1 protein-coding gene and 1 pseudogene are annotated in these 1102 nt (G+C 46.4%); both read right to left on the bottom strand.

Going from position 1 to position 1102, the window contains the following annotated elements; all coding sequences use genetic code 11:
* Positions 1-113, bottom strand: a pseudogene (locus tag EB084_26290) (heterocycloanthracin/sonorensin family bacteriocin).
* 754 nt (positions 114-867) lie between these two features.
* A partial coding sequence (locus tag EB084_26285) for a hypothetical protein (GenBank protein ID NDD31772.1) occupies positions 868-1102 on the bottom strand: 235 nt, incomplete at its 5' end.

The raw sequence follows: 1102 nt of genomic DNA, 5'->3' as shown, positions 1-1102 counted from the left end.
CATCGTCGTCTTCCAAAACATCGTCGTCTCCCAAGACATCTGCAGCACCCTCCGCGTCTCCCAAAACATCTGCAGCACCCTCCTCGTCTCCCAAGACATCTGCAGCACCCTCCTCGTCTTCCAAGACATCTTCGTCTCCCAAAACATCTGCAGCACCCTCGTCGTCTTCCAAGACATCTTCATCATTGCATGAAGAACATGTTCACAAGTAATACTGAGAGTGGATCCTCGGTGTTTTTTTTATTACTAAGAGTGACAACCCCAACCCAACTTGAACTCCAACTCATTCATACGTACAACAAGAAGAACACCCATACCACACTCATTATATGCTGTGCTTCATCACTCACGTAGCGCAAACGGCACTCTCGTCTCCACCACCACTACCGCCACATCCGTTTTTACCCCCTCCCCCTTCTCGCAAATATCCGACACCGCCGACGGAATTACTCCACAAGCTCGAAACGTTGCACGGTGAATTGAAATCGGACGCCTCAAACTCAAGATTGGATTCGCTCATCGAACTATTCAATGACCAATTGGACCATGACCACCACTCCCCCCCCGCTCCACAAGTGTCAAATTCACACGATATGTCGGACGTAGCAAATATCAAAGAAGAGCATTTAGTTACGCAACGACAACTTAACACGGATTTTTGTGAGCAAAGTTGTAATTATTATATGATCAAGTTGGATGATTGCCAGAATAATATATGCAAAGAACAATATTCCCAATATCTCCCGTACGTTCAATGTTATACGAACTCTAATTATGATCCCACCTGTACACCATATTTAACTCAGTATTCCGAATGTCTAAGCTATCAAAAACAATATGATTGTACACAAATGACGCCAGAAGCATTCATACAAACCAAGGTTTCGCCCGTGGAGAATAGGCATGCCCAAGCATCTTCCTCCTCTTCTTCTGCAGACTCGCATCATTCATCGTCGTCTCCCAAAACATCGTCGTCTCCCAAAACATCGTCGTCTTCCAAAACATCGTCGTCTCCCAAGACATCTGCAGCACCCTCCTCGTCTCCCAAAACATCGTCGTCTCCCAAGACATCTGCAGCACCCTCCTCGTCTCCCAAAACATC

This window comes from Pseudomonadota bacterium (assembly GCA_010028905.1).
In the GTDB taxonomy this organism is placed as follows: domain Bacteria; phylum Vulcanimicrobiota; class Xenobia; order RGZZ01; family RGZZ01; genus RGZZ01.
The sequence above is the reverse complement of the archived record's forward strand: the minus strand, read 5'-3'. Positions and strand labels throughout refer to the sequence as shown.